At 40.4% G+C, this 25,816-nt stretch carries 23 protein-coding genes, 1 tRNA gene and 1 other RNA gene; 12 read left to right on the top strand and 13 right to left on the bottom strand.

All coding sequences use genetic code 11. From position 1 onward, the window contains the following. Window positions 1-3: 3 nt before the first annotated feature. Window positions 4-1,716, bottom strand: coding sequence for a tetratricopeptide repeat protein (locus A9J31_RS08735; RefSeq protein ID WP_067764992.1), 1,713 nt, complete (start codon window positions 1,714-1,716; stop codon window positions 4-6). Between the two features lie 78 nt (window positions 1,717-1,794). Between A9J31_RS08735 and hemA the strand changes: the two genes are divergently transcribed. After that, the gene (gene hemA / locus A9J31_RS08730) at window positions 1,795-3,078 is read left to right on the top strand and encodes a glutamyl-tRNA reductase (protein WP_067764281.1); all 1,284 of its coding nucleotides are present in this window, start codon (window positions 1,795-1,797) and stop codon (window positions 3,076-3,078) included. A gap of 70 nt (window positions 3,079-3,148) precedes the next feature. On the opposite strand, the gene A9J31_RS08725 is transcribed toward hemA, so the two are convergent. Further along, window positions 3,149-5,074: a DNA primase gene (locus A9J31_RS08725; protein WP_067764278.1), complete on the bottom strand. Its 1,926-nt coding sequence runs from the start codon at window positions 5,072-5,074 to the stop codon at window positions 3,149-3,151. Window positions 5,075-5,278: 204 nt separating this feature from the next. Beyond that, window positions 5,279-6,268 (bottom strand): outer membrane protein assembly factor BamD, encoded by a 990-nt coding sequence (locus A9J31_RS08720; protein WP_067764275.1) that lies wholly within the window; start codon window positions 6,266-6,268, stop codon window positions 5,279-5,281. Window positions 6,269-6,339: 71 nt separating this feature from the next. Here A9J31_RS08720 and rluD point away from each other — a divergent pair, with 71 nt between their 5' ends. The 4 genes from rluD to A9J31_RS08700 all read left to right on the top strand — a co-directional run bounded on the left by rluD (window position 6,340) and on the right by A9J31_RS08700 (window position 10,425). Further along, window positions 6,340-7,392 carry a 23S rRNA pseudouridine(1911/1915/1917) synthase RluD gene (rluD, locus tag A9J31_RS08715; RefSeq protein WP_067764272.1) on the top strand — a complete coding sequence of 351 codons (1,053 nt, stop codon included), beginning with the start codon at window positions 6,340-6,342 and terminating at the stop codon, window positions 7,390-7,392. Window positions 7,393-7,435: 43 nt separating this feature from the next. After that, complete coding sequence (gene pgeF, locus A9J31_RS08710; protein WP_067764269.1) at window positions 7,436-8,176, top strand: peptidoglycan editing factor PgeF; 741 nt, start codon at window positions 7,436-7,438, stop codon at window positions 8,174-8,176. A 40-nt stretch (window positions 8,177-8,216) separates the two neighbouring features. After that, window positions 8,217-8,768 (top strand): flavodoxin family protein, encoded by a 552-nt coding sequence (locus A9J31_RS08705; protein WP_067764266.1) that lies wholly within the window; start codon window positions 8,217-8,219, stop codon window positions 8,766-8,768. Window positions 8,769-9,000: 232 nt separating this feature from the next. Continuing rightward, a complete protein-coding gene (locus A9J31_RS08700; RefSeq protein ID WP_067764263.1) occupies window positions 9,001-10,425 on the top strand; it encodes a hypothetical protein in 1,425 nt (474 codons plus the stop codon). Between the two features lie 67 nt (window positions 10,426-10,492). Here A9J31_RS08700 and smpB read toward each other — a convergent pair whose 3' ends face one another. After that, window positions 10,493-10,972, bottom strand: coding sequence for an SsrA-binding protein SmpB (smpB, locus tag A9J31_RS08695; RefSeq protein ID WP_067764260.1), 480 nt, complete (start codon window positions 10,970-10,972; stop codon window positions 10,493-10,495). 138 nt (window positions 10,973-11,110) lie between these two features. Between smpB and coaD the strand changes: the two genes are divergently transcribed. The 4 genes from coaD (at window position 11,111) to A9J31_RS08675 (ending at window position 12,423) form a co-directional block, all read left to right on the top strand. Beyond that, the gene (gene coaD, locus A9J31_RS08690; RefSeq protein WP_067764257.1) at window positions 11,111-11,602 is read left to right on the top strand and encodes a pantetheine-phosphate adenylyltransferase; all 492 of its coding nucleotides are present in this window, start codon (window positions 11,111-11,113) and stop codon (window positions 11,600-11,602) included. 1 nt (window position 11,603) lies between these two features. Continuing rightward, window positions 11,604-11,867: a YfhL family 4Fe-4S dicluster ferredoxin gene (locus A9J31_RS08685; RefSeq protein ID WP_067764254.1), complete on the top strand. Its 264-nt coding sequence runs from the start codon at window positions 11,604-11,606 to the stop codon at window positions 11,865-11,867. 26 nt (window positions 11,868-11,893) lie between these two features. Beyond that, window positions 11,894-12,273: RNase P RNA component class A (rnpB, locus tag A9J31_RS08680), an RNA gene on the top strand. 73 nt (window positions 12,274-12,346) lie between these two features. Then, window positions 12,347-12,423 (top strand) — tRNA-Met (locus A9J31_RS08675). 67 nt (window positions 12,424-12,490) lie between these two features. Here the strand turns inward: A9J31_RS08675 and A9J31_RS08670 are convergent. From A9J31_RS08670 to carA, 7 genes are all read right to left on the bottom strand, one after another. Then, on the bottom strand, window positions 12,491-13,069 hold the full coding sequence (locus A9J31_RS08670) for a hypothetical protein (protein WP_067764252.1): 579 nt from the start codon (window positions 13,067-13,069) through the stop codon (window positions 12,491-12,493). A gap of 408 nt (window positions 13,070-13,477) precedes the next feature. After that, complete coding sequence (locus A9J31_RS08665) at window positions 13,478-14,176, bottom strand: hypothetical protein (RefSeq protein WP_067764249.1); 699 nt, start codon at window positions 14,174-14,176, stop codon at window positions 13,478-13,480. A 38-nt stretch (window positions 14,177-14,214) separates the two neighbouring features. Next, window positions 14,215-14,835, bottom strand: a complete 621-nt coding sequence (locus A9J31_RS08660; protein WP_067764246.1) for a CatB-related O-acetyltransferase — start codon at window positions 14,833-14,835, stop codon at window positions 14,215-14,217. 73 nt (window positions 14,836-14,908) lie between these two features. Then, the gene (locus A9J31_RS08655) at window positions 14,909-15,781 is read right to left on the bottom strand and encodes a class I SAM-dependent methyltransferase (RefSeq protein ID WP_067764235.1); all 873 of its coding nucleotides are present in this window, start codon (window positions 15,779-15,781) and stop codon (window positions 14,909-14,911) included. A gap of 191 nt (window positions 15,782-15,972) precedes the next feature. After that, window positions 15,973-16,449 (bottom strand): transcription elongation factor GreA, encoded by a 477-nt coding sequence (greA, locus tag A9J31_RS08650; RefSeq protein ID WP_067764232.1) that lies wholly within the window; start codon window positions 16,447-16,449, stop codon window positions 15,973-15,975. Window positions 16,450-16,555: 106 nt separating this feature from the next. Continuing rightward, window positions 16,556-19,786, bottom strand: coding sequence for a carbamoyl-phosphate synthase large subunit (gene carB, locus A9J31_RS08645; protein ID WP_067764229.1), 3,231 nt, complete (start codon window positions 19,784-19,786; stop codon window positions 16,556-16,558). A gap of 13 nt (window positions 19,787-19,799) precedes the next feature. Further along, window positions 19,800-20,942 carry a glutamine-hydrolyzing carbamoyl-phosphate synthase small subunit gene (carA, locus tag A9J31_RS08640; protein ID WP_067764227.1) on the bottom strand — a complete coding sequence of 381 codons (1,143 nt, stop codon included), beginning with the start codon at window positions 20,940-20,942 and terminating at the stop codon, window positions 19,800-19,802. Between the two features lie 310 nt (window positions 20,943-21,252). On the opposite strand from carA, the gene A9J31_RS08635 reads away from it, so the two are divergent. Further along, on the top strand, window positions 21,253-21,738 hold the full coding sequence (locus A9J31_RS08635) for a hypothetical protein (protein WP_067764224.1): 486 nt from the start codon (window positions 21,253-21,255) through the stop codon (window positions 21,736-21,738). 197 nt (window positions 21,739-21,935) lie between these two features. Here the strand turns inward: A9J31_RS08635 and A9J31_RS08630 are convergent, their stop codons facing one another. Then, window positions 21,936-22,475 (bottom strand): DOMON-like domain-containing protein, encoded by a 540-nt coding sequence (locus A9J31_RS08630; protein ID WP_067764221.1) that lies wholly within the window; start codon window positions 22,473-22,475, stop codon window positions 21,936-21,938. 8 nt (window positions 22,476-22,483) lie between these two features. Then, on the bottom strand, window positions 22,484-22,807 hold the full coding sequence (gene yhbY, locus A9J31_RS08625) for a ribosome assembly RNA-binding protein YhbY (protein WP_067764212.1): 324 nt from the start codon (window positions 22,805-22,807) through the stop codon (window positions 22,484-22,486). Between the two features lie 195 nt (window positions 22,808-23,002). Between yhbY and rlmE the strand changes: the two genes are divergently transcribed. Continuing rightward, on the top strand, window positions 23,003-23,653 hold the full coding sequence (rlmE, locus tag A9J31_RS08620) for a 23S rRNA (uridine(2552)-2'-O)-methyltransferase RlmE (RefSeq protein ID WP_067764210.1): 651 nt from the start codon (window positions 23,003-23,005) through the stop codon (window positions 23,651-23,653). A 136-nt stretch (window positions 23,654-23,789) separates the two neighbouring features. Then, window positions 23,790-25,688, top strand: a complete 1,899-nt coding sequence (gene ftsH, locus A9J31_RS08615; protein ID WP_067764989.1) for an ATP-dependent zinc metalloprotease FtsH — start codon at window positions 23,790-23,792, stop codon at window positions 25,686-25,688. Window positions 25,689-25,816 lie beyond the last annotated feature (128 nt).

Here is a 25,816-nt window from a genome sequence, read left to right as displayed (position 1 = left end):
GTTTTAACTCTTTTTCATTTGTAGGGGTAACAATAACGAATTCAGCTGTTCTAATTGCGGATCATTCGGGTATTTTTGTTGGAGTTGTTGTAACAGGGCGTCAAATTTTGACAAGTCGCCTAACATAAAGACAGAACGCGCATAGCGAACACCTATTTTGACGCTATTGCTTAATTCAAAAGCTTTTTCTAACACGGCCGCAGCTGTACTAAAATCATTTTGTAAATAACAAATATATCCGAGTGTATCCAATATCGAGGCTTGTTCAGGCGCATATTCCAAGGCATGTTCAACATATTTACGCGCCTCATCTAAACGGCGGTTTTGCACGGCTAAAGTGTAGGCATAAGCATTCAAATAGGTTGGGCTATTGGGCTCAATTTCGAGTAATTGTTTAAGTAGTCTGTCCAGTTTATCTTTATCTTGATGGGCATCTAAAAGTAAAACTTCTGAATAAATTAATTCTGGATCGTCGGGTAAGTTGCGTACTGCTTCATCAAGTAAGCGAATGGCTGCTTTTTTATTATTCATGCGTTTAAGAATATCCGCCTGAGCCAAATACAGAAAACTTGCATGTTGTGGATAGTTGACACGTTCTTGCGTTAAAAAGCGCAAAGCATCATGCAATTTACTTTGTTGAGCAAAAATACTGATCATATTGCGGCGTGAAACGGTATATAAGCTGCCATCGACCAAACGATAGTAGGCTTTTGCAGTTTCAAAATGTTGCTTACGTTCCGCATTGACAGCCAAATAGTAATAAGCTTCGTTTTGAAATTGCGATGAATAACGCAGTTCGACCAAATATTTTTCAGCTTTTTCATACAGCTCTAAGTCAATACTGGTTAAACCCGCCATGAATAAGGCTTCTTCAGCATCAGGCCATTTTTTTAAAATGTCTTCTAATTTTTTGAGACCAAGTTCTGATTGGTTAATTTTAATCAGATATTTGGCTTCGGCGAGTCGCACTTCCATATTATTTCGGTGCTTACGACTGGATTTTTCAAACCATTTTAAAACTTCATCTTCATCGCCCATAGCCATTAATAAATTGGCTTTCATTAAAATGTAGCCAGTGACTTTTGGACGTTTTTTTAGTGCAAGATTAATGGTGTCAAGTGCATCTGCAATTTCACCATTTTGTGCCTGTAAGCCTGCGACTAAAACCAAAATAGAAGGATTATTTTTTTCTTTACTGGCACTTAAAGCCTGAATGAGATAAGCACGATCGTCCGTCGATTCAGGTGAAATACCTGCCAAGATTTGCTCAAGGTCTGCATTTGGGTCAATAGTTAATATTTTATCGAGTGTTTCCGCCGCGAGTTCGTACTCATGGGATTTTAACGCGATATGTGATAAATAAAATAAAGCAGGAACGTCTTCAGGTTCTTGCACCACCCAATGGGTTGCAATGTCTAATGCTGCATGTAAGTCATTTTGCTCAATCGCAACATTTAGAGCGCGTTGCTTGACCATACTTGATTTACTTTTAATCGCAAGAACAGTGTAATTATGCAAAGCAGTTGGAATATCTTGGTATGCCAATGCAAACTCAGCAATCATACTTTGTTTTATTGCATCATATCCTGAATTTGCATGGTAAACTTCTCCAACTGCCCGAATAGGGAGAGTTGAAGCCATGCTACCCACAAGTAAGAATGTGGTAGAATAATGCTTTATTGTCTGGCCGTTAATTCGGCTATTTGTTAGACGCAATTTTTCTTGATCCAAGTAATGCTTTTTATGACACCGATGTTGCACAATAGCATAAATTTAGCGAAATGATGATCTGATATGTCTTTCTTTGCATTGGGTGTCAACCATCAAACCGCCTCTGTAGAACTGCGTGAGCAAGTCGCATTTAACCCTGAAAAGTTAAGTGCTTTACTTGAACAGCAAAGCCACACCCCTGAATTGAATGACATGGTGGTGGTGTCTACATGTAATCGTACCGAAGTGTATGCGATGTCTGAAAATGCAGACATGGTATTGAATTGGCTCGCCCAATCAAATGGTATTGATGTAAAGCAATTGTCAAATCACGTGTATCGTTATGAAAATGCACAAGCCGTAACACATTTAATGCGGGTTGCGAGTGGTCTTGATTCTTTGATGCTTGGTGAGCCGCAAATTTTAGGGCAAGTGAAAACGGCCTTATCTTTAGCCAAAGATGCGTCAACTGTTTCTCCCAATTTAAACCGAATTTTTGAATATGCTTTTTATGCAGCGAAGCGAGTACGTTCTGAAACTGCTGTTGGAAGTCACGCTGTTTCAATGGGTTATGCAGTAGCGCAGTTAGCTTTACAGGTGTTTAGCAAGCCCGAACAACTAACCGTGATGGTTGTTGCTGCAGGTGAAATGAATAGTCTTGTGGCGAAGCATTTAGCTGAAATGGGTGTTGGTAAAATCATAATTTGTAACCGTACACGCGCACGTGCTGAAGCTTTGGCCCAAGAAATTGCACATCGCGTTGAAGTTGAAATTATTGAATTTGATGATCTGGCGGCTAATTTGTATCGCGCAGATGTGATCTCAAGTTGTACTGGTAGTTTGCATCAGGTTATTCATTTTGCTGATGTAAAAGCCGCATTGAAAAAACGTCGTTATAAGCAAATGTTGTTAGTGGATTTGGCTGTACCACGTGATATTGAAGCGAAAGTAGAAAGTCTAGATGGCGTCTATTTGTACGGTGTTGATGACCTGCAAACGGTGATTGAAGAAAACTTAGCTCAGCGTCGGCAAGCAGCGGTTGAAGCTGAAGTTATGGTCAATCAGCTTGCGACTGATTTGATCACGCAACAAAAAGTGAATCAAGCTGGCTCAACAATTCATGCCTACCGTGCACAGGGTGAAGCTTTACGTCAGGAAGAATTGGCTTTGGCTTTAAATCGTCTGCAAAAAGGGGAAGATGCTGCGCAAGTCATGCAAGAGTTTTCTCATCGCTTAACACAAAAATTACTGCATCCGACATCTATTGCATTGCGCCATGCAGCGACCGCTGAAGATCCAGCCTATTTTGAAATGTTAGAACAAGATTTGGTTCATACTGCGGAAAATCGTCGTAAACCGAAGAAATAACTCGCTGCAAATATTCAATGTTTTATTGAATGTCATGCATCTTATAGGGGCTTATTTCCGCCCAAAAACTTTAATCTTCAAGTAAAGTCAGTGATCGTTTTTTCGCAATCTCTGCAATTCGTTGTTTGAGATTGCGCATTTCTGCAAGTGACGAGAACTTATTGGTTTTAATTTTTTGCTCTAAGAAAGCATATTGCAGCTTAGTCGAAAAATCTGCTGCCAGCTTATCCGCCTGTTCAGGCGAAGACGTATAGTCGCTTATATTTGCGTGTTCTAAAATATGCTGCAATTCATGATGATGAGCCGCACACGCACCTAACACATAATAAGTCGAAAGCTCAGGGTCATCAGGTAACTCATCGAAAATCACATTGAAAATATTCAATATGTGGAAGAGTAATAAGTCTTGTGAAACCAGTGCGCGTAATGGCTCAAAGTGAATATAAAGATAAGGGTGGTTAATTAAAATGGCGATGACATATTCTTCAGCATCAATTTTGGTACTGAAGCTCAAAGAAGCATCATTGTTAACTTGTGGTTGCCACTTACGATTAAAACCTAATTTTTCACGGAAGAATTGCTGTAATAAATAACGGAATGAACCATGCTTCGGTAATAGCTCTGTCAAATTTTTTAATTCGCCCATCACCTGACTTTTACCTTCAGGTGTTGCAATATTTTGGTTCTGCGTCAACAGAGCAAAAATAAAATCCGACATTAATGGTGATTGATCTAATAAACGTCGGAAATTTTCAATGCCTTCGCGGCGAATGAGCGAGTCAGGGTCGTGATCATTTGGCAGTACAAAGAACTTGAGTTCGCGGCCGTCATTCAGCAGCGGTAGAGCAATTTCAAGGGTACGACGTGCTGCTTTTTGACCAGCAGCATCACCATCAAAAGCAATAGTGATTCGATTATTTTGTTTAAATAAAATATTTAAATGATCGGTATTGCTGGCTGTCCCTAGTGTTGCTACAGCACCATGTATGCCATATTGCTGTAATGCAATGACATCCATGTAACCCTCCACCATGAGCCAGTCTTGCGCTTTCTGTTTACGGCCTTCATATAGGCCGTAAAGCAATTGGTTTTTATGGAAGACCTCAGAATCTGGCGAGTTAATGTATTTGGGCTTAATCTCGTCATTCAGGGCACGACCACCAAAACCGACAACACGGCCTTTATTATCGCGAATCGGGAAAATAACCCGTTCACGTAATAAGTCGAAGTCACGTCCGCTATCACTGGTACGAATTAAGCCTAATAACTTAAGCCCTTCGATATCTTGTGGGAACGCTTTTTCTAAATGCTGCCAATCTTCAGGGGCATAACCCAGCCGCCAATAGGCAATGGTTTCTGCACTCAGCCCACGCTGTTTAAAATAGGCTTGACCGATTTGGCTTAATGGAAGCTGTTGCTCATAAAATTGGGCGACATTTTCTAATAGGTCGTAAAGGTTACCGTCTTGCGGGACATCTTCAAAACCATCAGCAATTTGATCGAAATGCGCAAATGGATCATTGCCATAAAAAGCTTCGTCTGCAGACTGAAACTCAGCAAATGGATCATGTTCAAAAACTGCGGGTGTATCTGAATTTGATGGTTGTTGAACCAGAGGCTCTTGTGTCGATGCAGCAGGCTTTTTTTCTACAGGTTTGGGTTTTGACTCACGTTTATATTTAAGTTTATTTGAGTCTGTATTGTCTTTAGGGAGCTCAATACCTGTTTGGCTAGAGAGATCCTTCATTACTTCAATAAAGTTTCGGCTACCGATATCCATTAAAAAGCGAATGGCATTACCATTGGCTTGACAACCAAAACAGTGAAAGTATTGTTTATCACGATATACATGGAAAGATGGCGATTTTTCCTGATGGAAAGGGCAACATCCAGAATAGGTGCGTCCGGTCTTTTTCAATTTCACAAACTGACCAATCACATCGACAATGTCGGTGCGATCTAAAATTTGATCAATGGTGTGTTGTGGAATTGCCATGCTGTATTGTCTGTCTATTCGGTCAGTTAGTGCAGTTCTTTAAGTAAAATAACGTCAGCAATGCTGTAATTCATTTCTACAAAATCGGTATGTGCTAAAGAGTGCGTATCTTTTAATCTATCTGATAAATTTCATCATGAAAAGACAAAAGGGCAAGTATTCTAACTTGCCCTTTGTAAAAAATCGACAATATATGAACTGATATTATTCAGCTGCTTCGGTCGATTGTGTTTTTTCATCTTTTGGACGATCGAGTAAGCCAAAGCTTAAACGATTAGTCAAACTACGTTTTTCTTCATCGGCCTCAACTTCAGACGGGTTTTGTTCCGTTAAAGTTTGGGCTTCTTTACCAAAAATACCTAAGGTCGCACGGTTAATAAAACTACCTTCACTACGTGCGGCACGCATATTCACGGTACCGTCGGACTTAACCAATTTAGGGTAGTTGAGCTTCAGCACTTCAATATATTGTTGAGATGTTGTTTTATCACCGAGTTTGTCATAGCCATAAGCGACAGTTGCTAAAGCTTCGGGTACTTGCGGTGCTTGCGGGTAGTGTTCAATCACCCAAAGTGAGCGCTCAACCGCAGCTAACCATGCTTTACGCTTTACGTTGAAACGTGCAGCATTCATTTCGCTTTCAGCCAATTCTTGGCTAATAAACTTCATGCGCTGTGCGGCATCAACAGCATATTCGCTTGAAGGATAACGACGAATAAAGTCGACAAAGTTCTGGTATGCCACTTTTAAATAGCTGACATCACGGTGTGACTGTTTTAATGACGTATAGCGAAGTAAACCGTTATAGTTTTGCTCCATGTTTGACACACCACGCACATAGTAAGCGTAGTCAACTTGTGGATGCTGTGGATTCATACGAATAAAACGGTCTGCAAGTGCGATTGCACCTTCATAGTCTTTTTGCTGAAATTTTACATACAATAGTTCAAGTTGCGCTTGCTGTGCATAGTTACCCGTAGGGTAATAGGTTTCAAGTGCTTCAAGGTGTTTTGCCGCATCTGTATATTGGTTACGTTCAAGCGCTTTTTTTGCTTTTTCGATATAAACCTGTTCGCTTGATTGTGGACCTGTGTCGACCACTTCTTTCTTTGGATTACTGCTACAGCCTACCATTGCCGATGCAATGCCTATAGTTAGAGCAAGCATTGTCATTTTATATTTTGGTAGCGACATAAAAATTCCTCTGTTAATACGGGCAATGAGCTACAATTGAACTATTAAACCACTTTTGTCTGAATGAGCAAATGAGTCAAGCACAATCTTCCAATTCTAATTTCCCTGAAACTGATTTCAATTTACTTGAAGATTCTGAGGATGCAGATAACCATACTTCAGACTCAACTGCAACACGTTTATCGTTGCAATTTCAATTGGATGAAAGCTATTTAGGACAACGTATCGACCAAGTTTCTGCGCTGGTTTGGACTGATTTTTCTCGTGAAAAACTCAAACAATGGCTCAAAGAGGGCCATTTGTTGGTCAATGGTAACACTGTCAAGCCAAAGTACAAATGTGAAGGCAATGAGCTTTTAACACTCGAAGTTGAGCTTGAAGCACAGACACGCAGCTTACCTGAAGATATTCCACTTAATATTGTTTATGAAGATGACGATATTATGGTGATTAACAAACCTGTGGGTATGGTAGTACATCCGGGTGCGGGTAATAGTAGCGGAACGTTAGTGAATGCAATTTTGCATCATTATCCAAAATCGGCTGAACTTACACGTGCGGGCTTAGTCCATCGTATTGATAAGGATACATCAGGTCTACTTGTTGTAGCTAAAAACTTAGAGTCACAATTTTCATTGAGTAAGCAGCTTGCGAAAAAGTCTGTTTATCGCGTTTATGATCTTGTAGTGTACGGCAATATCATTGCAGGTGGCACGATTGATGAGCCAATTAAACGTCATCCGGTTGATCGCGTAAAAATGGCGGTGTTACCAGGCGGTAAAGAAGCAGTGACTCACTATAATGTGAAAGAACGTTTCCAAAACTTTACTCGTATTCAAGCACGTCTTGAGACAGGTCGTACACATCAAATTCGTGTGCATCTGATGTATATTGGTCATGGTCTTGTTGGCGATCCCGTTTATATGCCACGTGTACGTATGCCAGCAGGCGCATCACAATTACTTGACGACACTTTGCGTGGCTTTAAACGTCAGGCATTGCATGCTGTGCAACTGGGCTTAGTTCATCCACGTACAGGTGAAGACATGATGTTTGATGCACCATGGCCAGAAGACTTCAATCATTTAGTTGAAGTGCTCCGTACAGAAAATAAAGCTTACTAAGCTTAAGAATGATTTACTCGCTATAGTTACAAAGGACGACAACATGCAATTTGTTCAGGGACTGCCACACGGCGTATATGTGGGCCAAACACGTGTACATCATGAGCAAATGCAGTCATCAGATGTACCTGAATTAGCAGGGTTTAACCTTGCTTTGCATGTTGGTGACAATCCTGCACGTGTGCAAAAACACCGGATGCAATTGCTTCAAGACTTTGCAGGCTATGGCGTGGATAAAATCAGTTGGATGAATCAAACTCATAGTACCATTTGTCATACGATTAATGAGCAAATGTATTTTACTGCGCCTGAAGGCGATGGTATGACAACTCAGCGTAAGCACCACGTATTAATGATGATGACAGCAGATTGTTTGCCGATAGTATTAGTTAATGCGGATGGAAGCGAAGTTGCCAACTTACACGCAGGTTGGAAAGGTTTAGCACACGGTATTGTTGAAAATACTATTGTAGCTATGCAAAGTCAGCCTGTTGTGGCCTGGTTGGGTGCAGCCATTAGCCAAGACTGTTTTGAGATCGGTGCTGAAGTTAAGACGGCCTTTTGTTCCAAGTATCCTGAACTAGAGACAGCTTTTAAAGAAGGTGTTAAAGCAGGGAAGTACTATGCGGACCTGTATTCTATAGCCACTTATATACTTAAATTACATGGTGTTAAAACTGTACTGGGTGGAGACCAATGTTCATTCAGCCAAGCGGATCAATATTATTCATACCGTAGAGAAGCAAAAACAGGTCGTATGGCAACATTCGTTTTTATGGCGTGAAAATGCTAAACTTGACTGAATCTATCGACTTTTAATTGTTATGTCTTTGACTGCTAAATCTCTTGCTGTTGTTTATCACAGTCCATATGGACATACTGCTAAAGTAGCCCAATATATTACGCAAGGTGCTGAAAAAGCGGGTGTTCAAGTACATTTAATGAATGTTGAACAAGTTGATTGGGATGTGCTTGATGCGGCAGATGCGATAATTTTTGGTTGCCCTACCTATATGGGGAGCTTGAGTGCTGCCATGAAACTTTTTATGGAGCAGTCTTCTAAGCGCTGGTTAGCACGCACTTGGCAGGGTAAATTAGCTGCTGGTTTTACCAATGGCGGAGGTCTTAGTGGTGATAAATTGGCTGTTTTACAGCAAATTAATCTTTTTGCCATGCAACATGGCATGTTGTGGTCGGGCTTACCTCTTATGCCAACAGGGCGAAGCACTACAGATTTAAACCGTATGTCGAGCTTCTTGGGGCTAATGACACAATCTGATAATGCACCCGTTGAGGTGACGCCACCTGAAGGAGATTTAACAACGGCTGTTTGGTTTGGTGAATACATCGGATTGTTGTTAAATAAAATTAATTAATTTGTAAGAAAATACACTTAGAAATTATGATATAAATCACTGAAAAGCCTGGAGAATAAAATATCTTCAGGCTTTTTTATTGAGTGTTTATGCATACTTATTGGCATTATGTATCATTTATCTGTGATACGTGTCACAAAAATGATATTCATTTGCTCAAAAACTATTGATTTAATCTTCTCATAAAAATCCACTCGGGATGGGTGGAAATATGAAAAAGGATTAATTAATAATGAAAAAATCAGCATTAATCATTGCGTTATCTGCCTTGTCGCTCACATCATTTGTATACGCTAATGAAGGCCTTGTAAGCTTAGATGATCAAGAGTTGTCTAGTATTGATGGTGCTGCATTAATTAATCTGAGTGTTGTTGATCCTGAGAATACCAATGCTTTGATGAAAGCAGCCAATGTCGGTTTTTATAAACTTGGTATGGATGCTGAAATGGATATTAACGTCAATGTTAAAAGCCTAAGGCTTGGATGTGGCGGTGTAAATGGCGCGGGTGCATGCGATATTGATATCGATAATTTAAGTCTGAGCGGGCAAAGTAGCTCTTCGGATGGCCGTGCTAGTTCTTCTGCAAAATTAACCAATCCATTCATAGAACTTGCAATAAAAAATCCAAAAAGTGCATCGCAACGTGAGGTTGTTGGCTTCCGTTTGAGTGCAGATAAAGTGGTAGGTTTATTAACTACAGGTACAGAAAATACCAGCAAACCCAATGGTATTAATAACTTATCTGGTTATATGAAAGTACAGTCCGATAGTAGTGGTATGATTAAAGGTCTCGCAAGTACAGCTGGCACGCGATATAACCTGTACGGTTCAAATCAATACGGTAATTTATCAGTGACTGGGCGACTTCAAGCTTTAGGCTTGGGAGGCTTGGCCGAGGTTGATTTTAAAACCACAGCGGGTGGTTTTAATATCCCAAATATCGAGCGTAATCCATTTACCACACCGGCAATTGTGGTGAATGGTACGCGGATGAAAGATGTGACGTTGGTATCACAAGTCAAAGTCCCAGATATCTTACTGGGTGATGACAAAAGTGGATATCCAGCAGCTGGGACTGTAAGTTATAACGCGAATGGTAACCCCACGGGTGTGACAGCTCTTGGCGGTAAGGTAACTGCCACGGTGACAGGGTGTGATTGGTTAGCCTGTCTGCTCGCACCCACAGGTTCAAAATTTGAAAATGTCTATATGAGCGGTAAAATTACGGGAATCACTGCGGATTTAACATTAAAACAATCATTGGGTTTAATTCATAACTTACCAATTAATTCAGCAATGTCACTTAGTCTACAAAAGCAAGCCATTAAGTGGTTGGGCACCAATGACGATGATATTGCTCAAACAGGATGGTGGTTATCGGCTAAAGATCCTGTAAACATTGGTGAAGTGATTCCACAAGATTTAATTAATATTGAACAGTTTTTTCCTCAAATTGGTACAGCAGTCAGTGCTTACCTAAATACTAATCCTGCCAAGACCAGCGATTTGGGTGGTTTATTAAAAATTGGTGCTTTGACAGCAAATATTGGTAATGTGGATTTAAGCAAGTCACCACTAAAACTTAATGTTGAAAACTTAATCCTAAATGGGCAAGGTTTTGCACCGAACTGTTTTGGTGGTTTGAAATTCTGTTAAATGCTGATTGCAACATATAAAAAACCTCCGAATTGGAGGTTTTTTTATTTTGTATCTACATGCGGACTTATTTATGGAAAATCCGTGCTTTATCACGTTGCCAGTCACGGTCTTTTTCAGTCGCGCGTTTGTCATGTAATTGCTTACCTTTTACCAAAGCAATTTCCAATTTGGCATTTGGTCCTTTCCAATAACACGCTAAAGGCACACACGAATAGCCTTTTTGGTTAATCGCACCTTGTAACTTTTCAATTTCACGACGATTAAGTAAAAGCTTACGTGTACGTGTCGCTTCAGGTACAACATGTGTTGAAGCACTGAGTAAAGGCTGTACTTGCGCACCAAATAAGAAAGCTTCACCATTTTTAAATGTAATATAACTTTCCACAATGGTCATACGACCCGCGCGCATAGACTTGACTTCCCAGCCTTGTAGAGAAAGGCCAGCTTCAAATTTTTCTTCGATAAAATAATCATGACGAGCACGCTTGTTGAGTGCAATCGTTCCGCCGTTATTCTTTTTAACTACAATACTTGCTTTCGCCATAATCTAATACTTCCAAACTTAAGACTATTGTACCCGAACTTTTGAAGAGATGAAGTCTTTAAATTAATCGAGTTACTTCACCTATAAATCAAGATTTTGCTAAAATACCCATCTACAAAATAAACAGAGTACAGCTGGATGTCTAAAACTCGTGTAATTTATCCGGGCACATTCGATCCAATTACCAATGGTCATATTGATCTAGTCACTCGTGCATCACGTATGTTTGATGAAGTTGTTGTGGCAATTGCAATTGGTCATCACAAAAACCCAGTATTTAGTCTGGATGAACGTGTCGCACTTGCACAAGAGTCATTAAGTCATCTGTCTAATGTTGAATTTGTAGGTTTTGATGGTTTGTTGGTAAATTTCTTTAATGAACAAAAAGCCACTGCTGTACTGCGTGGTTTACGTGCAGTTTCAGATTTTGAATATGAATTTCAATTGGCCAACATGAATCGCCGTTTAGATTCTAAATTTGAAGCGGTATTCCTAACACCATCAGAGCAATATTCTTTTATTTCATCGACATTAGTGCGTGAAATTGCTCGTTTAAATGGTGATGTAACACAGTTTGTTCCTCAAGCTGTGGTCGAAGCCTTTAAACGGAAACAACAACAAGGCTGGTAGAGTGTCTTTATATATCACTGATGAATGCATCAATTGCGATGTTTGTGAACCTGTATGCCCAAATGAGGCAATTTTTATGGGTGAGGTCATTTATGAAATTAATCCAGACCTATGTACGGAGTGTGTAGGTCATCATGACAAACCACAATGTCAGTTGTTTTGTCCTGTAGATTGTATTCCGCTTGATCCATCGCATGCAGAAACCCAAGAGCAACTTTTGCAGAAGTATGAAAAACTGATTGCTCAAAAAACATCAAGCAATTAGTTTGCAAATTTGTTAGAATTCGCCCCGAAGTGAACCAGACGATCGCTGCTGTGTATAGGTCTTCGTGACTAAAGCAGGGGAGGAAAGTCCGGGCTTCATAGGGCAAGGTGCCAGGTAACGCCTGGGCGGCGTGAGCCGACGGAAAGTGCAGCAGAGAGTAGACCGCCTTCATTATGGTTTTGAGCAATCAAAATCGGAGGTAAGGGTGAAAGGGTGCGGTAAGAGCGCACCGCATGACTGGTAACAGTTCATGGCATGGTAAACCCCACCGGAAGCAAGACCAAATAGGGATCCTTTAGGCATGGCCCATGCTGGATCCGGGTAGGTCGCTTGAGCGTATGAGTGATTGTACGCCTAGAGGAATGATCGTCCTCGACAGAACCCGGCTTATCGGTTCACTTCAACAAATTTTGATCAAATACGCGCATTATGGGCTTGACGATATTTAAATATCCCTCCATAATGCGCGCACAGTTTAAGGCTATGTAGCTCAGTTGGTTAGAGCACCGCACTCATAATGCGGGGGTCACAAGTTCAAGTCTCGTCATAGCCACCATATTCAAAAAAAGACCACTCCGATTGAGTGGTCTTTTTTTATTTCTAAATCTTCCAAATTTAAAAAATTAACGATAAATAAAACGACGCATACCTGCACGTAAGGCAAATGCGCCATGCATATATACGCCACCGAGCCAATACGGCACATTAAAAACTTCTGAATAGCGATATTTGACTAACCCAAATTCAGCTAATAGTCCTTCAAAGAACATGCCGCCAATGGCAAGCATAATGGCTAATATCAGTAGCCATGTACGCTCATAGCTAAATAACCAGCGAATAAAAAAGCTAATATAGAAAATCCAGCACAATGCTTCTGGGTGGAAGTTACCAAAACCACTGAGTATGTAGACAATCGCAAAGAGCACCAAAGCCTCAATCAATGGAGCTGTACCGTCGTGATGGCAACTGAGCTGAGTCATCACATAGTGTTTGAATAGTTGCGTAAGTTGGATGTAGCTAAATGCCATGAAAGCAAAGGCAATAAAAAAGCCGGGGAATACCCACCAAGCCTGATTAAAAAATATTGGGTCTGGATAACTAAGCGTCTGGGTATAGACATGAATCGCATCGCAAAAAGTTGCGACGACTGCTGCCAGTAGGGCAAGTATAAATATGCCTGAGAATTGAGTGGTTCTCGTCATCATTCATCCTGAAAAGTAGTGATCTTTTTATTTTGTGAGTTCTTTATAGTATGAATTTAGAGAAAAGGCTATGACAAGTTGCGAGATGCTCATGTGTTAAATGTTAATTTATAGAGCTACTGTTATACTTAATATATAGTTAACTTGATGAATATAAATAGAAATGATAGATAACCAATTGAACTGGGCTAAAGATAATTTTGAGAATATTGAAACTGTATGGGAAGGTGTTCATTGGAAAAGAAAGTGTTCACTCTTTTAAATAAATTGATTTATATCTATCAAAATCCCTTGCACAACTTATGACTAAAAAATCTAAATTTCATAATGATAGTGCAGGGCTATTATTTTAAAACATGTAATAGCTATTGTATGATTAAAAAAACCACTCAACCTAAGTGGCTATTTTTATGAAAATAAATCTGATCTTAGTATTTTTTCAATTTCTTCCATGTCATTTTTTAATTTTTCTGAAATGGGCTGAATATCTACTGTAAATTTTTGGGTTATCTCATTTTGTGCGGATTCATCAAAAAATAGTTTAGAGATGTTACTTATATACTGAGTTGTCATTTCGAAAACGTTTTTATAGCCAATTGTTATTTCAGCTAATTTGTCTCTTATGGCATCAGGGGCAAAGAATTTCAAGCGATTGCATTCATTTTGTAATGTATTTAGCTCTTTAGATAAATTTGCAAATAAGCTTTGGATGTTTTGATGATACTCACTAGTAACTTGAGCTATCATATTGGTATCATTTTTTTCAGAAGCATTAAAAAGATCAATCAAAAATTTTTGCATATAAAGGTTGATTGACTTTTGTGAGTCGATTTGTGCTTTTGAATGAAATTTGTCTAATTTACTAAAGAAGTCGCCATAAATTTCTTGCTTGATACCAAAATTCTTTTTCTTTGTTTCTAGTTTTAAATCAAAACTATGTTTTAAGCTTTCCAAATCTTTGTCTTTTTCAGCTTTATAATCAATTAAAGATTTATCATTTTTTTGTTTTTGGTAAAAAGAAAATATCATCCATAAGATATTTGAAAGTGTAAATAATATGGTAAAGAAAACAGGATTTTCACTTACAAAACTCAAAATACTTTGCATATAGAATCTTTAGGAATTTTAATAATTTAATCATGGGTTTAATTGTTTAAGAATTCTACTATATATTCAATGTTATCCGTCTGCAACTGTTCCCGCATCTTTAAAAACTGCTTTTCATCTAAGTCATAGAGCTTGAGTGAAAGCAGTTTTTTGATATCTTCTTCAGAAAAGCGATATTTAATAATTTTAGCAGGTACACCGCCTACAACAGCATAAGGCGGTACATCTTTGGTTACCACCGCGCCTGTAGCCACCACAGCACCTTCACCGAGTGTAACGCCTTGCATAATCATCGCACGTGAGCCGATCCAGCAGCCATCACCAATGATTGTGTTACCGGCAGGTACAAAACTACGTGTATCAAACGGAAATGCTGAAATCCAGTCCGTGCGGTGGAGTTGGTTGCCGCCCATCATAATCACGCATTCTGCGCCAAAACAGACAAAATTACCGATATATAGCTGGTCTATCGGCTTCTCAGCTGTTGCAGGCTTATCATGTAAATAACGCACCACACAACGCTCAAAACCTTGATCCCAATATGCAGAATAATATGAATAATTCCCTTTGATGTGAATATTAGGGTTCTTCACTGTTTTAGAGATGAACTCAAACTCACACCAATGATTGACAGGTGAATTAATCAATTTTTCAGACATAATTTTAAATAGCTTAATGATTCGCGTGACTATTCTAGCTGACTCACTATAAATGTCGACTATAGATAAATGCTTAAGCCCGTTTTAAATGCAGCAAATGCGTGGCTTGAGTATGTCGTATTCCATCCTTACGATTTGCAAAATAACGCTGAGTAATGTCATGTGCAGATAAATCTTCTAAGACCACATAACCTAGCCTTGAAACGGCACGGTGTAACTCATCACTGTGAAATGTCCCAATAATGGGTTCACTTAAAAAATAGGTAAATTTGGAAACAGCAAATGATCCGACACGCTCTAGTCCTGTTAAATCTTGATAGGGAATAGAATAATCTAAAACTAATTCGCTGCCCGCGACTGCAAATTCGGCAATGGTTTGCAAGGTGCTAAAAGTTGTTTCTGGGTTTAAGTAATGCGTCGTTCCAAGCCAAGAAAAGAAAGCAGGTTGCGCGATATTATAAGAACTACGTTTTAAAGCATGCGCTAAATTTTCTTTTTCAAAATCAATTGAAACAAATTCAACATGGTCTGGAACATGGCCGAGTTTTTGTAGACTTTGTATTTTTAATGCCTGAGTATCAGGGTGATCAACTTCAAAGACTTTAATATCGGAGTACTTCTGAGCTAAACGGAGGACAAAAGAATCTAGGCCAGCACCAATCAGCACATATTGTTTAATCCCTTGTTGTAGTGCCATTTCTAATTGATCTTCGGCATAGCGTGAACGAGCCACGACTTGTGCAGTGAGTAATCCAAACGTTTGATTGGGTATTTTGCTATTTAACGCTTTTATAAACGTACGATTTGAAAGGAGTCGACGCCAAATTGGACTGGTTAAATGAAAGGCATAAGGGTCGGAAAAAACAGGTTGGTTCGTATATAGATAATGATTAGCGCGAATGGCAGCAGCAGCTTGCGCTGTTCGGCTTGCATGTCCAAATTTCATCGTGTGTTATGACTCTTTTGTTTTAGATAACACTTTAATGAAATAAGCCATTTGAACAATGACGTATTCAGTCGACTATTGTTGCTGAACGTACATTTTGGTCACTCGATAGCATGCATGACCTAAGCGAAAAACATAGAACAATAAAAAACCCCTCAAAAGAGGGGCTTAAAATTGCTTATCTTAATGAATTAAAGATATTCAACTTTAGAAACTTCGTACTCAACTTCACCTTGTGGTGTGATGATTTTCACGTCGTCGCCTTCGTTTTTACCCAAAAGACCACGCGCAATTGGAGAGTTCACAGAGATCTTGTTGATCTTAAAGTCTGCTTCGTCATCACCTACGATTTTGTAAGTTTTTTGTTCTTCAGTATCTAAGTTTTCAATCGTTACAGTCACACCGAAAACCACACGACCATTTTGCTCTAAGTCTTTAACATCAATGACTTGGCAAGCACCCAATTTACCTTCGATATCTTGGATACGGCCTTCACAGAAACCTTGTTGCTCACGCGCAGCATGGTATTCCGCGTTTTCTTTCAAATCCCCATGTTCACGTGCTTCAGCAATTGCTGCAGTAATACGTGGACGATCAACACTTTTAAGTTGCTGTAATTCTTTCTCTAGGGCAATTTTGCCTTCGGGAGTCATAGGATAACGTTGCATTGTTGTCCCTCATGTTTGTTTAAAAAAAGAAAAAATCAGAAAAACACTGATTTACAAATGAAAAAAGCCCGCCACCAAGAAGGTGACGGGACTTCTTGGAAGCTAATTAACCTTTGGTAAGGTCTTGTAGACGATATACATCCATTGGCAATTTAATTGCTAAAGCTTGGCATACTGCATCAGCACCGTTAAGGGTAGTTGTGTAATACACTTTACCTTGTAGTGCAGAGCGACGGATCGAGAATGAATCTTCTTGAGCCTGTTTGCCTTCAGTTGTATTGATAATGAGGTGAACTTCGCCATTTTTCAAGCGATCGACGATATTAGGACGACCTTCAGTCACTTTGTTCACACGTTCACATTCAATACCAGCTTCTTTAATTACATCATAAGTACCGCCAGTCGCGATAACTTTGAAGCCAAGATCTGTCAACTGTTTCGCGATACCAACAGCACGTGGCTTGTCAGAATGACGAACAGATAAGAATGCATGTTTTACTTCGCCTTCAGTTGGTAGACCTGGTAAACGATCATTCGAGCCTAACACAGCTTTATAGAATGCTTCACCAAATGTTTTACCAACACCCATTACTTCGCCAGTAGATTTCATCTCAGGGCCAAGAATTGGGTCAACACCAGGGAATTTGTTGAATGGGAACACAGCTTCTTTTACAGAGAAGTGTTCAGGAATAATCTCTGAAGTGAAACCTTGTGACACAAGAGATTGACCTGCCATACAACGTGCAGCGACTTTTGCTAAAGACTCACCGATACATTTAGAAACGAATGGCACAGTACGTGATGCACGTGGGTTCACTTCTAAGATGTATACGTCAGTACCTTTAACCGCAAACTGAACGTTCATTAAACCAATTACGCCAAGCTCTTTTGCCATAGCGATCGTTTGACGACGCATTTCGTCCTGTACTTCTTGAGATAAAGAGTAAGGAGGAATAGAACATGCTGAGTCACCTGAGTGAATACCAGCTTGTTCGATGTGCTGCATGATACCGCCAATCACAACGTCTTTACCGTCAGATACGCAGTCCACGTCAACTTCAATCGCGTCGTCAAGGAAATGGTCAAGTAGAACTGGCGCTTCGTTAGATGCTTGAACCGCGTCACGTAGGTAGCGTTTCAATTCGTCATCGTTGTACACGATTTCCATTGCACGACCACCAAGTACGTAAGATGGACGTACAACTAATGGATAACCAACTTTTGCCGCTTCAGCCATACCTTCTTCAGCAGATTTAACAATGCTGTTGTTTGGTTGACGAAGTTGCAGACGTTGAATCATTTGTTGGAAACGTTCACGGTCTTCCGCACGGTCAATTGCGTCTGGAGATGTACCGATAATTGGCGCACCAGCTTCTTCTAAAGCACGAGCCAATTTAAGCGGAGTTTGACCACCGTACTGAACGATAATGCCTTTAGGCTTCTCGATACGCACGATTTCAAGTACATCTTCCAAAGTAATTGGTTCGAAGTACAAACGATCAGATGTGTCGTAATCTGTAGAAACAGTTTCAGGGTTACAGTTCACCATGATTGTTTCATAGCCGTCATCACGCATTGCAAGGGCAGCGTGTACACAGCAGTAATCGAATTCGATACCTTGACCAATACGGTTAGGACCACCACCGATCACCATGATTTTGTCACGGTTAGATGGATTCGCTTCACATTCTTCATCGTAAGTAGAGTACATGTAAGCTGTATCAGATTCGAATTCTGCAGCACATGTATCTACACGTTTGTAAACTGGAGTTACGCCCAAGTTCCAACGGTGTTTACGGAATTGTTTTTGTGAAATGCCCATCAAGTCCGCAATGCGAAGATCTGATAAACCTTTGCGTTTGAACGAACGGATGTTGTCCGCATTCAAATCACCAAAACCTAAAGTTTTGATTTGGTTTTCAGTTTTGATGATGTCTTCGATTTGAATCAAGAACCAACGGTCAATTTTGGTTGCTTCAAATACTTCATCAAGTGTGAAACCGTGACGGAATGCATCACCTACGTACCAAATACGCTCTGGACCTGGAACTTTCAATTCAACGAGAATTTTTTCACGTGCGCCTTCAGTACCCACTGCGATTTTTTCATCAAAACCACATGCGCCAACTTCAAGACCACGAAGCGCTTTAGACACAGACTCTTGGAAGTTACGGCCAATTGCCATTACCTCACCGACAGATTTCATCTGAGTCGTCAAAGTTGCGTCCGCTTGCGGGAATTTCTCGAAGTTGAAACGAGGAATCTTTGTTACAACATAGTCAATTGCTGGTTCGAAAGATGCAGGGGTTGTACCGCCAGTGATGTCGTTTTTCAACTCATCAAGGGTATAACCTACAGCCAATTTCGCCGCGATTTTTGCAATTGGGAAACCCGTTGCTTTAGACGCAAGTGCAGATGAACGAGAAACACGTGGGTTCATCTCGATTACAACCATACGGCCGTCTTTCGGGTTAATACCGAACTGAACGTTAGAACCGCCAGTTTCAACACCAATTTCACGAAGTACAGCTAAAGATGCATTACGTAGAAGTTGGAATTCTTTGTCTGTCAATGTTTGCGCAGGAGCAACAGTGATTGAGTCACCAGTGTGTACGCCCATTGGGTCAAAGTTTTCAATGGTACATACAATGATACAGTTGTCGTTTTTGTCACGAACAACTTCCATCTCGTATTCTTTCCAGCCAATTAAAGATTCATCGATCAATAACTGTTTGGTTGGAGAAAGATCGAAACCGCGTTCACAGATTTCGATGAATTCCTCACGGTTGTATGCGATACCGCCACCAGAACCACCCATGGTGAATGATGGGCGGATAATCACAGGGAAGCCGAAACGTGCTTGAATTTCTAACGCTTGTTCCATTGACTCAGCAATGTCAGCTTTTGGACATTCAAGACCAATTTTACGCATTGCCTGGTCGAACAGTTTACGGTCTTCAGCTTTTTCGATTGCTTCTTTGGTCGCACCAATCAATTCAACATTGAATTTTGCTAAAATGCCGTGCTCATCGAGGGCAAGGGCACAGTTCAATGCAGTTTGACCACCCATTGTAGGAAGAACTGCATCTGGACGTTCTTTCTCAATGATTGCAGCTACAGTTTGCCAAGTGATCGGCTCAATGTAAGTTGCGTCTGCCATAGCAGGGTCAGTCATAATGGTTGCTGGGTTAGAGTTTACCAAAATAACACGGTAGCCTTCTTCACGAAGGGCTTTACATGCTTGAGCACCTGAGTAGTCAAACTCACATGCTTGACCGATGACAATCGGACCAGCACCAATAATTAAGATGCTTTTAATGTCTGTACGTTTAGCCATGATGCTTCCTTAATTACTTCTTAGATGCTTCGATAAGTTCGATGAAATGATCGAACAATGGTGCGCAGTCATGTGGACCAGGGCTTGCTTCGGGGTGACCTTGGAAACTGAACGCAGGTTTATCTGTACGGTGAATACCTTGTAGGGTTTGGTCGAACAGTGATTTGTGCGTAGCTTTCAAGTTTGCAGGTAATGTTTCTGCATCGACTGCGAAGCCATGGTTTTGCGAAGTAATCATCACAATACCAGTTTCCATGTTTTGCACAGGGTGGTTGGCACCGTGGTGGCCGTGAGGCATTTTCACAGTTTTAGCACCTGAAGCAAGTGCAAGAATTTGGTGACCCAAGCAAATACCAAATACAGGTACGTTACGAGCATCTTCTACAATTGTTTTTACAGCTTCAATTGCGTAGTCACATGCAGCTGGATCGCCGGGGCCGTTCGATAAAAACACGCCATCTGGATTCAATGCAAGTACGTCAGCAGCAGGAGTTTGCGCAGGCACGACAGTCAATTTACAACCGCGGTCTGCGAGCATACGTAAGATGTTGGTTTTGACACCGTAATCGTATGCAATAACATGGAATTTAGCTTCAGGCTGAGAGAAACCTTTACCTAATGTCCAAGAACCTTCAGTCCATTCAAAGCCTTCAGGGTCACAGCATTCTTTTGCAAGGTCTAAACCATTTAAACCACCAAAAGCGCGTGCTTTAGCTAAAGCTTCTTCTTCTGTAATGTTTTCGCCAGCAAGGATACAACCATTTTGTGCACCTTTTGCTCGCAGAATACGCGTTAATTTACGTGTATCGATGTCTGCAATAGCAACAACATTGTGTTGTTCAAGGTAATCACCAAGTGATTGCTCAGCACGGAAGTTGCTATGCAATAAAGGTAGGTCACGAATGATCAATCCGTTAGCCCATACTTTATGAATTCGACCTGACTCAGCGTCTTCATCATTACAACCTGTGTTACCGATATGTGGGTAAGTTAGTGTCACAAGTTGTTGTGCATAACTAGGGTCAGTCAAAATTTCTTGATAGCCAGTCATTGCTGTATTAAAAACGACTTCACCAGTCGTACTACCCGATGCGCCAATAGAAGTACCTTTAAAGATAGTTCCGTCGGCAAGGGCTAAAATTGCTGGGGTGCTCAAACCAAAGCTCCTGAAATTTAGGCTGTAAAAAAGCGAGAAGACGAAAAAAAAGGAAGGCTATTTAAAAACCTACCCTCCCTATGTCTGCTCGCTTGAACTTAACACTGCATTATACGCATGATGGAGCGTGAAGTCCATTCTAAAAATCGTGAATATGTGAGATATAGGGGTTGTATTTCGAGTGAAAGTTTGGTTTTAAGGAAATACATAAAAAATGTAAGCAATTAATTATTGTCTGACAAATCATAAATTAAAATTTATCAATTCGGCTAATGTAGTTATTTCATCTAATAACTAAAGGTACACAGTCATGGCTACACAACAAAAACAAGCAGCGGCTAAATCCTCCCTAAAAGAAGTCGTAGCAGAGGGTGCAGAAAAATTGGAACAAGTTGCCAAAGAAGCCTCTGTTCAGGCGACTGAAGCGGTCACAGAGAGTACGAGTAAAATTGAAGCTGAAGCAAAACAGCTGAATGCCAGTGTGCAGGATCAGCTACGCCAACTTAAGCAAGATTTGTTGCAAAAGTTAGATCAGTTGAAATCACAATTTGGATCTTCTCAAAAAGATTTTGGCGAGCTTAAAGAGTTTGTAAAAACTGAATTAAATACCGTGATTGAAGACCTTTCAAAATTAGGTAAAGAATTGAAAGAAGATGTCACTCAAATTTCGGGTAAACATAAAGAACATTTAACGGAAACATTTAAACGTTCAAAAGAACATACTTTGGAAGCGTGGAAAAAAGTCGTGCCAGTTAAAGCAGACGTAAATGACAAAACTACAGATTTAAAAAGCTAAGATTTAATTCAGGACTGAATATTGATGAAGTCTGAAAGTAGCATATAGGATGGTCTATTTAACATGTGTAGATCGGCTATACGGATTAAACGGAATAACTGTTGGCGATAGTTTCGAATCAGTAGATATGGCCGTACTTGAAGCGATTTACAAGCAATAAAAAAGCAAAAGGAAAACCTTTTGCTTTTTTTCACAATTTAGAACTGATGCAACCAATCACGTTTATTGTGAAAGTCTGCATTAGGGCTACTGTGCTGCATGGCATAGTATTGCGCACCCTCGGGGGTTTGTAATACTGCGGTTAAACCTAGATATAGGTCTTCCCATTTAAGTTTGTACTTCAGCATGAATTCTGTCAGATCTAGACTGACATTTAAGCCATAGTGCGTCCGTTTTAACTGATTCAGTTCAATATCGTAAGCAGCTTGTGGCGGCATGTCTTCTGGATAGCGATATTCTTCAAACTGGTATGCCTGCCAAGCTTGTGAAGGGGAGAGGTTGATTTCACGATAGAAGTCTTCATCACGAACACCAATGAAAACTTCAAGACAGGTCTGCTCCCATAGATAATCAGCTCTAGGATGGGCAGATACCATTTCTGGCCATTGAATCAATTGGTTCGGATCACGAATCCAAAAACCCACATTTAATGTATATGGGCTTTGTTGTTCGATCGCACCAACGAGGGAGATAGCCTGAAAACGACGATCAAATGCGCTGAGTTCGAAACTTGCCATGCGATAATTTAGTTAGATAAGTGAGCGAAACGAACAAGATTTGATAATTTTGCATTTTGCTTTGGCGCTTTTTTGTAAAGCAATGCAATTTTACCAATAGTTTGAACAACTTCTGATTCAGAAACTGATGCAATTTCAGTAATCATTGCAGCGCGTGCTTCACGGTCTTCTGCAACGACTTTTACTTTGATCAGTTCATGGTCGTTTAACGCACGGTTTAATTCTTCAACAACGCTTTCAGATAAACCTTTATCACCTACCATAACCACTGGGTTAAGCGTGTGACCAATTTGACGTAAGCGTTTACGTTCTTGAATAGATAAAGCCGCCATAAATATAACCTAATTTTAAAAACGACCTAGTATAGCAAAATCAAAGTTGAAGCGCTTTAAATAATCAGCATTTTATCGATGAGTATTATTGAAAAAAACACCGATTTAGCATGTTTTTAGATACAGATGTATACTGCAAAAGGGTGTAATTTCACGTACAATCAAGAATGAGAAGTTTTTTTTATTTAGAGAGTTATGGCTACACGCATTACCAACCAAAAATTATCCAAAAGCAGTCGTGATTGGATGCGCGAGCATCTTGACGATCCCTTTGTGAAAAAAGCGCAAAAGGAAGGATATCGTGCGCGTGCCGCTTATAAACTACTCGAAATGCAGGAAAAGTATAAAATTATTAAGCCTGGTATGACAGTTGTCGACTTGGGTGCTGCACCTGGGAGTTGGTCTCAGATAGCAGGTAAGCTAGTTGGCGACAAAGGTCTCGTGATTGCTTCTGATATTTTACCTATGGATGCTTTACCGGATGTAACCTTCCTGCAAGGTGACTTTCGTGAACAAGAAGTATTCGATAAATTGTTAAATATTTTAGATGGACGTCAAGTAGACGTTGTAATTTCAGATATGGCCCCCAATACATCAGGTAATAAGGCTGTAGATCAACCGCGTCAAATTTATCTTTGTGAATTAGCAATTGACTTTGCACAGAAGGTTCTAGGACCCAAAGGGCAGTTTGTTGTGAAAGTGTTCCAAGGCATTGGATTTGACGAATACCGTAAGCAAGTTGTTGATACATTTGATGTGTTAAAAACAGCGAAACCCGCGGCATCTCGTGCTCGTTCAAAAGAAGTGTTTTTGATTGGGCAAGGGCGTAAGAAGCTAATCAAGTAAAGTTTACTTGCCAAGGCGTTAAAAATTGTGCATTTTGTACGTTTTTAAATTATTGCGAAGCTACTCTGCAGCGTAAATATTAGAGTCACCCACTTGGGTGGGAATGATCGAATTAGATAGAAATGGGAATAAAGCTTTGAGCGATCTTTTTAAGAATGCCGTGTTGTGGCTGGTTATCCTAGGCGTGCTGGTGCTAATCTTCAGCAACGTCAGTGACCGCAATCAACCGACCGCGATGAACTATTCTGAGTTCGTGGCAGCCGTAAATGCGGGTCAGATTAAACAAGTCACCATTGATGGCGAAAGAATTCGTGGCGAAAAATCAAACGGTTCAGAGTTTGAAAGTATCCGTCCTGCGGTTCAAGATCCTGAACTAATGCCGAACCTTATCAAAAACAATGTTGTTGTTGAAGGTACAGCGCCACAGCGTCAAAGTATTTTGATGCAACTTCTGATTGCAAGTTTCCCTGTTCTTTTAATCATTCTGTTATTCATGTTCTTTATGCGCAACATGGGTGGTGGAGCTGGTGGTAAGAACGGCCCAATGAGCTTTGGTAAGTCAAAAGCAAAAATGCTTTCTGAAGATCAAATTAAAGTGACATTTACTGATGTTGCAGGCTGTGATGAAGCGAAGCAAGAAGTTGTAGAAATTGTCGACTTCTTAAAAGATCCATCTAAGTTTAAGCGTTTAGGTGCAAGCATTCCGAAAGGCGTGTTGATGGTTGGTCCTCCAGGTACAGGTAAAACTTTACTAGCGAAAGCAATTGCTGGTGAAGCGAAAGTACCGTTCTTTAGTATTTCGGGTTCTGACTTTGTTGAAATGTTCGTGGGTGTGGGTGCGTCCCGTGTCCGTGATATGTTCGAACAAGCGAAACGCCATGCGCCATGTATCATTTTCATCGATGAGATTGATGCAGTCGGTCGTCATCGTGGTTCGGGTACTGGCGGTGGTAATGACGAACGCGAACAGACATTGAACCAAATGTTGGTTGAAATGGATGGTTTTGAGGGTAACGAAGGTATTATCGTTATTGCTGCAACCAACCGTGCTGACGTACTAGATAAAGCATTACTTCGTCCAGGTCGTTTTGACCGTCAAGTGATGGTGTCTTTACCAGACATTAAAGGTCGTGAGCAAATTCTGAATGTACATTTGAAAAAATTACCTTCAGTGACTGGTGTAGACGTGAAAGTTTTGGCACGTGGTACACCGGGCTTCTCAGGTGCACAATTGGCTAACCTTGTGAACGAAGCTGCGTTGTTTGCTGCACGTCGTAACAAGAATACCGTCGATATGCATGACTTTGAAGATGCTAAAGACAAACTGTACATGGGCCCTGAACGCAAATCTATGGTGATTCGTGAAGAAGAGCGTCGTGCAACAGCTTACCATGAAGCAGGCCATGCGATTGTTGCTGAAATCTTGCCGGGTACTGACCCAGTGCATAAAGTAACAATTATGCCGCGTGGTTGGGCATTGGGTGTGACTTGGCAGTTGCCTGAACACGACCAAACTAGCCATTACAAAGACAAAATGTTGAATGAACTCTCAATCTTGTTCGGTGGTCGTATTGCTGAAGAAGTGTTCATTAACCAAATGTCGACAGGTGCTTCGAATGACTTTGAACGTGCAACCAAAATGGCACGAGCTATGGTCACTAAGTACGGTATGTCAGACAAAATGGGTGTGATGGTTTACGAGGATGACTCACAGCAATCATTTATGGGTGGTTTGGGAAGTCGTACGATTTCTGAAGCAACTCAACTCGAGGTTGATCGTGAAGTTCGCCGCATTTTAGATGAACAATATCGTGTAGCACGTGACATTCTTGAAAATAACAAGGATATTGCGCATGCCATGGTGAAAGCATTACTTGAATGGGAAACCATTGATCGTGATCAAATCCGTGACATTATGGAAGGTCGTGAACCACAACCACCGAAAGTGTACATCGCTGAGAATCCAGTGATTGATGTAACACCTACAGATGGTCCAGAAGTTCCGCCACCATTGCCATCTTTACCTAAGGTTTAAGATGTATAAAACCACCTTCGGGTGGTTTTTTTATGCCTTTAACTACTGCATGAAGTGCATTTGCAGGCAATGATGTGTGGTTAAGGGTAAAATAACACAGTGTAATGCTGCATGATGTTTAGGATAAA

It is taken from the genome of Acinetobacter gandensis, from assembly GCF_001678755.1.
GTDB classification, from domain to species: domain Bacteria; phylum Pseudomonadota; class Gammaproteobacteria; order Pseudomonadales; family Moraxellaceae; genus Acinetobacter; species Acinetobacter gandensis.
Note: the sequence above shows the minus strand (reverse complement) of the source record. Positions and strands in the feature narration are given on the sequence as shown.

Excerpts from the sequence above, each read along its gene's own strand:
- A9J31_RS08660 (WP_067764246.1), bottom strand. The coding sequence starts at position 14,835 with ATGTCTGAAAAATTGATTAATTCACCTGTCAATCATTGGTGTGAGTTT.
- A9J31_RS08720 (WP_067764275.1), bottom strand. The coding sequence starts at position 6,268 with ATGTCGCTACCAAAATATAAAATGACAATGCTTGCTCTAACTATAGGC.
- greA (WP_067764232.1), bottom strand. The coding sequence starts at position 16,449 with ATGCAACGTTATCCTATGACTCCCGAAGGCAAAATTGCCCTAGAGAAA.
- carB (WP_067764229.1), bottom strand. The coding sequence starts at position 19,786 with ATGGCTAAACGTACAGACATTAAAAGCATCTTAATTATTGGTGCTGGT.
- A9J31_RS08665 (WP_067764249.1), bottom strand. The coding sequence starts at position 14,176 with ATGCAAAGTATTTTGAGTTTTGTAAGTGAAAATCCTGTTTTCTTTACC.
- hemA (WP_067764281.1), top strand. The coding sequence starts at position 1,795 with ATGTCTTTCTTTGCATTGGGTGTCAACCATCAAACCGCCTCTGTAGAA.
- yhbY (WP_067764212.1), bottom strand. The coding sequence starts at position 22,807 with ATGGCGGCTTTATCTATTCAAGAACGTAAACGCTTACGTCAAATTGGT.
- A9J31_RS08635 (WP_067764224.1), top strand. The coding sequence starts at position 21,253 with ATGGCTACACAACAAAAACAAGCAGCGGCTAAATCCTCCCTAAAAGAA.
- A9J31_RS08655 (WP_067764235.1), bottom strand. The coding sequence starts at position 15,781 with ATGAAATTTGGACATGCAAGCCGAACAGCGCAAGCTGCTGCTGCCATT.
- smpB (WP_067764260.1), bottom strand. The coding sequence starts at position 10,972 with ATGGCGAAAGCAAGTATTGTAGTTAAAAAGAATAACGGCGGAACGATT.
- A9J31_RS08725 (WP_067764278.1), bottom strand. The coding sequence starts at position 5,074 with ATGGCAATTCCACAACACACCATTGATCAAATTTTAGATCGCACCGAC.
- A9J31_RS08705 (WP_067764266.1), top strand. The coding sequence starts at position 8,217 with ATGTCTTTGACTGCTAAATCTCTTGCTGTTGTTTATCACAGTCCATAT.
- pgeF (WP_067764269.1), top strand. The coding sequence starts at position 7,436 with ATGCAATTTGTTCAGGGACTGCCACACGGCGTATATGTGGGCCAAACA.
- A9J31_RS08670 (WP_067764252.1), bottom strand. The coding sequence starts at position 13,069 with ATGACGAGAACCACTCAATTCTCAGGCATATTTATACTTGCCCTACTG.
- rlmE (WP_067764210.1), top strand. The coding sequence starts at position 23,003 with ATGGCTACACGCATTACCAACCAAAAATTATCCAAAAGCAGTCGTGAT.
- coaD (WP_067764257.1), top strand. The coding sequence starts at position 11,111 with ATGTCTAAAACTCGTGTAATTTATCCGGGCACATTCGATCCAATTACC.
- A9J31_RS08700 (WP_067764263.1), top strand. The coding sequence starts at position 9,001 with ATGAAAAAATCAGCATTAATCATTGCGTTATCTGCCTTGTCGCTCACA.
- rluD (WP_067764272.1), top strand. The coding sequence starts at position 6,340 with ATGAGTCAAGCACAATCTTCCAATTCTAATTTCCCTGAAACTGATTTC.
- A9J31_RS08630 (WP_067764221.1), bottom strand. The coding sequence starts at position 22,475 with ATGGCAAGTTTCGAACTCAGCGCATTTGATCGTCGTTTTCAGGCTATC.